The organism is Psychrobacillus vulpis (genome assembly GCF_006861825.1).
In the GTDB taxonomy this organism is placed as follows: Bacteria; Bacillota; Bacilli; order Bacillales_A; family Planococcaceae; genus Psychrobacillus; species Psychrobacillus vulpis.
The window spans coordinates 1-5,066 of record NZ_VDGI01000045.1 but is presented as its reverse complement, the minus strand read 5'-3'; the positions used below and the strand labels follow the sequence as shown (position 1 = coordinate 5,066).

Below are 5,066 nucleotides of genomic sequence, written 5' to 3'. Positions count from 1 at the left end.
TGTCTACGCTTAAAGGCTAATGTTACCATTAGCCCTCCAAGACTCGCTACGAGTGAATGGCTAGTTCTTTCTCGACGGGAATCCCACCCGCTATATGATACGACCTAGGCTCGGCCGCACAAGCACCTCGTTAGTTTAAGTACATTTTTTCACAAACTTTGCTCTTTATTTGATTGTTAACTGCAATGCTCTATTTTAAAACTGTCTCGGCTGGGGTAAATGCTTCCCATTGATTATATTTCGTTGTTATTGATGAAATAAACCAATACTCTTTAAATGGTTCTAAATTCTTTTCCACGATTATAATCTTCTGCCCACCACCAAAATCTCCATATGATGCCCATAAATCGTAATTAACGGTATACCGCATTTTGGATTCGCTAAGCTTTTCTTCTTTGGTAAAACGAAAGTTTCTAACCGAAGGGCTTGACTGACCTGTTATCCAGTGAGTTTGCTCAAATTTACTCCTTGATTGTTTTCGAAGCGAAGGGGACAACATCGCATATTGAACAGCACCACTTCGACCATTTACGCCAAATATCCAGAATTCAACAGCTTGTTTTGGTTCGGTTACCATCAAACCAGTCATAAAAGACATTAACTGGCTTTCTAAAGGAGTGAGTTGTTTGCCTTTAATAATTTCTTCCTCAAAGGAAGGAGTAGGATCGTTCGTTTTTGCATTTACTGTTCCGTAATACAACCCACAAATTAGTAAACTAATTAAGATCAATAGAAGAGGTTTACTTTTATCCAATTTCATCACCCCAAATTATATTTGGGTTTAGTTTATCCTGTTCAGTTACAATCATTCCTTCTTAAACTAACCTGCCCGGTTAGTTGAATAAAGACAAAGCGATGAAGAATCGCCTTCTAATTTTGTGTAAGTGTAAGTATAAAAATAATTAAAGCTAATGTCACTCCTATAACACTAATTAAACATGCAACTTTCAAATAACGAATTGCACCATCCGATATTTCAGGTTCTTCTTTGTACATCCACCGTTGTCTATCCATTCAGTTCTTCCGTGACAATTAAAAATGGACCAAATCCTTAAAGAATCAGGTCCTTTTGAGTATTGATTATTCTCCACTTTCACTGAAATGGGTGGTCCACCTTTAAAGGTTCCGGCAGATCATCAGCTGCATAAACGCTTCCCACAGCGAACATCGACAATACGAGTATAGATATAATTCTCCAAACTTTTGCTTTTTTCATTTTTCATTTCCCCTTAAAGTAATTTTTTTAGATACATAAGTGCTGTTTTATATTGACGGCATTCTTCGTAATATCTGACCAATTCTTTGATGTATTCCTTAATCATTTGCTGGTCAGAGCGTTCTTCGAAATACGGTAATGCCGCCGTTAACATGTAATGTTCGAATATAGGATCATTTTCTAATTTCTCTAATTTGTACTTGAGAACCTGGAATTTAATTAAGTACTCTTTGTCTTTTAAATCAGTCGAAATTCTTTCTCCGATATTCAGCCACTTTTTGGAATTCGTCTCATCTGCATTGCGCAAAAACTCTCTCGAGATGGCGTAGCAAGTCTTAACACGTGCATGGTCGTTTTCCCGATAATCCATACTTATTTCGAAGGCCGTGACAGCCTCGGACAATTTTCCTTCATCAGAATAAATCATTCCTAAATTGTGATAAACCTTGGCTATGATCTCCCGGTTATGTAAAGGTTCGACTTTCTTCAAGATGCTAAGATAGGTTTCTTTCGCCTGCTCTAAATTGCCCATTTTCCGGTAGTTGATACCAAGGAGCAACTGACAGTTCACGCACTGCTCGTAATCCATTCTCCTAGCGAATAATTCCAATGCCTTCTCTTCATAATAGGTAGACATTGGATATTCACCTAACATATGATGAACAAGTGCAAGCTGATAATATATGTCTTCAATTTCACTCTCGGGGGTAAGTTTTTCAGCTTCTTTGTATAGCTTGAGAGATTGAGATAGACTACCATACATATAGTGGTAAAGGCCGCAATATCGGTTGTAATAAGGCTTCATCCACTCAGGAGCATATTCCATTATCCCTACAATTTCTTCGTACAGTTCGAATGATACTTCTCGTTCCTTCTTCATCAAAGCGATCCTTAAACCGAACAATAGATAGAAAAGCCGTATTATCGGCCAATCATTTAAGCTAGTTTTAACTGTTATCTCTTCATATAGTAATATAGCCTTTTCTTTGTCTCCAGACCTAATGAGCTTATGGATATTTAATGCATTAAGCTGCAGGTAGTGAAGTAGCTCTTCCTCTTTATAAATGTCAGTCTTATTAATCCCTAGCTTTGTACAGAAGATATCCAACATATCTTCACTCGGTTCAACGATATCGTGTTCTATCTTGCTTAGATGAGATACCGAACACACTCCTAAAGCCAACTCTTTTTGTGTTAACTTACTTTTAGTACGGAAGTACTTGATTTTTAAACCGACACCCAACCTATCTCCCCCCTTTCTCTTAATCTATTATTTTACCAAAGAAATACCAAATTGTTAATCTTTGAAAGTTGGGAAAATTCATATAAAAACAGTGATTCAATCTGAATCTTTGAAAGGAGTTTCATAAAATGTGGATTGTTACTCTACTATGAAAGAACAGAAGAAATAGTTTGGAAGAGTATTAAAGGACGTTTCCATTCAGCATGGTATAATTGTAATTCGTTAGATAACTTGATGAAAATAAAGGAAAATAAGCCCTATTAGATTGATTTTACGAACAAAATTTACCAATACAGAATAATCAGACTATTGTTGATATATAATTTAATAAAAGTAATAATAGAGATAGAGGCACTGGCCAGTCTTCTAAACTATTTAGGGGGATATATGTATGAAAAAACATTTGCAGAAATTCTTCTTAGTCGTAACAACAATGGCATTAATGTTGTCAACCGGTTTTGCTGTTCAAGCAGAAGAAATTATACCAGTTAATCAAATAGACAAACTTAATTCTTCTGTCCAACAGTCATTTTTTTATGATGAAGACTCAGGAAAGATCCAAATCGATGTAGAACGCGTAGCAAAACTTCATAGCATTAGCATGAATGAGGAAAAAGCATTGAAGGAAGCTAATAAATCTCTCTCTGAACTATCTAAAGAAGAAACTGAAAAAATCATAATCGATTCTGGTTATAATCCAGATGAGCTTGAAGATGGCGAATACTTTACGAATGCAGTACCTATTATACTTGTCGGCATTGGATTGATAATTTTCTACTTCTCCTATGCTAAATACTTGGATTACTTGGAAAAAAGAGCTCTAATAAGAGGATGCTATGATATGGGCGGTTATCCAGTAGTTGATTCCCGTGATACATCAGGTTTAAACGGCCAACCAAATGTATATGAAGCACAGCGTATAGGTGGATACAATTTTGCCTGTATGCAAAATCCTCAATAATAATCATAAAAATGCACTGGGAGTAATCTCTCAGTGCGTTTTTAGTTTATTATTTATTATACTCGAGGCACCATGCTATAGCGTAAGCAATGCTTGAAGCTACTATTGTTGACGCAAATAAATAGATAGGTAATGCAGGATAAAGATAAATATAATTTGTAGAAAGAACCATAATCATCATTGTTATCATTACAGCCACTGTAAACGTTACATGAGAAGCCCTGGTTGCTTTATTGGTGATAATCATCTCCCGTTCATCTCTATCTTGAAATTCTCCAAATTTCAATAGGATGTCGGCCCGTTTTCTTGGCTTCAATTTTACAGAAAGAATTGATTGAAGAACCATTAATAAAATACTGATGATAAATGGCCACCAACTAAATTTTACATCCACATTGATAATTTCACCGTTTATCAACCCACGGTCAAATTCATCAATTAACCAGACGTTTTCATATGCAAATCCCAATGCATAAGCAAACACGCCAATAATAATAATTTTGCTGATACTTTCAAACAGAACAATCTTCACTTGCCATCCCCCTTGAAAAAGATTTTATCGATTGGCACCTGAAACACTTCCGCAATATTCATCGCAAGTAATAGCGATGGTACATATGATCCTTTTTCCAATGAGACAATTGTTTGTCTCGTAACACCAACTTTTTCAGATAAATCTTGTTGCGTTAACTTATCTCTTGCCCTCAACTCTTTTATCCGATTTTTGATATTCATGATTACCTCCTGTATTTGGTATTACAAATGTAAAACAAACTAATCATTTTGTAAAGTATTTCGGACATTTTAGAGGTTGGGAAAATTGAGAATAATTTTCAGGTTTACATCCATTATTTTCTTGTATTTTCATCGACTTTTAATACTCTAAAATCTTGAAACATGATGATTCACTAACACTTCCGTTCTTTTATTGATTACAGCAATGATTCCTATAATAAAAACAAACGTTAGCTATTTCTCTTTTTTAGTCGTTATGGTATGATAAAATCATATTTATTGTACAATTTTTGATCTCACCCATGCGGGAGTGAAGTTATTAGCAAAAGCACTTTGTATAAGTGTTCATCTGTCTTTTTTGACGGACTGAGGACTTATACAAAGTGCTTTTTTTTGTGCTTTGAATAAATCAAACTTTTTTAAGGAGGAACATTATTATGTTCAAAATCAAAGGAGAAGCATTGCAACAAGTAGTAGGTAGTTTAACGAAAGGTGCAAAACGAGCACGTTTAAGCGAGTGTCCAGTGTTTGTTACAGAAGAAAATATCAAAATAGTCGATTCTACCTTAGATAATCGGGATAAAACTATTAATTACAAATCATCAAATAGTGAGTTGTTTGATTTAGTCCATAAGCTAATTAATGACAAAAAGTAATCCTAACCCCCCTCAAAAAAATTTAACACTTAAACCATACAAATAAGTACGCATATGCAAACGGACGTTAATCCTCAAATATTAACACTCCTCTTCAACTAAACTGCCCCGTTAGTAAAATCACTCATTATGTCTATAATTCTATTAAGTTGGCAATAATCCTTTTAATATTACTATTTTAGGGGGAATGGAATTGTTACTGTCAAAAGCATGGGCTTCGTTTGAATCGGATAAGCGAATAGAGGGCTTTTCGCC

At 35.0% G+C, this 5,066-nt stretch carries 7 protein-coding genes; 2 read left to right on the top strand and 5 right to left on the bottom strand.

Annotated features, from left to right (window positions below):
- Positions 1–190: 190 nt before the first annotated feature.
- From FG384_RS19265 to FG384_RS19260, 3 genes are all read right to left on the bottom strand, one after another.
- Positions 191–760 (bottom strand): hypothetical protein, encoded by a 570-nt coding sequence (locus tag FG384_RS19265; RefSeq protein ID WP_240793504.1) that lies wholly within the window; start codon positions 758–760, stop codon positions 191–193.
- Between the two features lie 110 nt (positions 761–870).
- The gene (locus FG384_RS19935; RefSeq protein ID WP_166462497.1) at positions 871–1,014 is read right to left on the bottom strand and encodes a hypothetical protein; all 144 of its coding nucleotides are present in this window, start codon (positions 1,012–1,014) and stop codon (positions 871–873) included.
- A 215-nt stretch (positions 1,015–1,229) separates the two neighbouring features.
- Positions 1,230–2,459: a helix-turn-helix domain-containing protein gene (locus FG384_RS19260; protein ID WP_142644307.1), complete on the bottom strand. Its 1,230-nt coding sequence runs from the start codon at positions 2,457–2,459 to the stop codon at positions 1,230–1,232.
- 391 nt (positions 2,460–2,850) lie between these two features.
- Between FG384_RS19260 and FG384_RS19255 the strand changes: the two genes are divergently transcribed.
- On the top strand, positions 2,851–3,420 hold the full coding sequence (locus FG384_RS19255) for a hypothetical protein (protein WP_142644306.1): 570 nt from the start codon (positions 2,851–2,853) through the stop codon (positions 3,418–3,420).
- Positions 3,421–3,469: 49 nt separating this feature from the next.
- Here the strand turns inward: FG384_RS19255 and FG384_RS19250 are convergent, their stop codons facing one another.
- Positions 3,470–3,952, bottom strand: a complete 483-nt coding sequence (locus FG384_RS19250; RefSeq protein WP_142644305.1) for a hypothetical protein — start codon at positions 3,950–3,952, stop codon at positions 3,470–3,472.
- On the bottom strand, positions 3,949–4,155 hold the full coding sequence (locus FG384_RS19245) for a helix-turn-helix transcriptional regulator (protein ID WP_142644304.1): 207 nt from the start codon (positions 4,153–4,155) through the stop codon (positions 3,949–3,951). Before FG384_RS19245 ends, FG384_RS19250 begins: the two co-directional genes overlap by 4 nt.
- 437 nt (positions 4,156–4,592) lie before the next feature.
- On the opposite strand from FG384_RS19245, the gene FG384_RS19240 reads away from it, so the two are divergent.
- Positions 4,593–4,811 (top strand): hypothetical protein, encoded by a 219-nt coding sequence (locus FG384_RS19240; protein WP_142644303.1) that lies wholly within the window; start codon positions 4,593–4,595, stop codon positions 4,809–4,811.
- Positions 4,812–5,066: the final 255 nt, after the last annotated feature.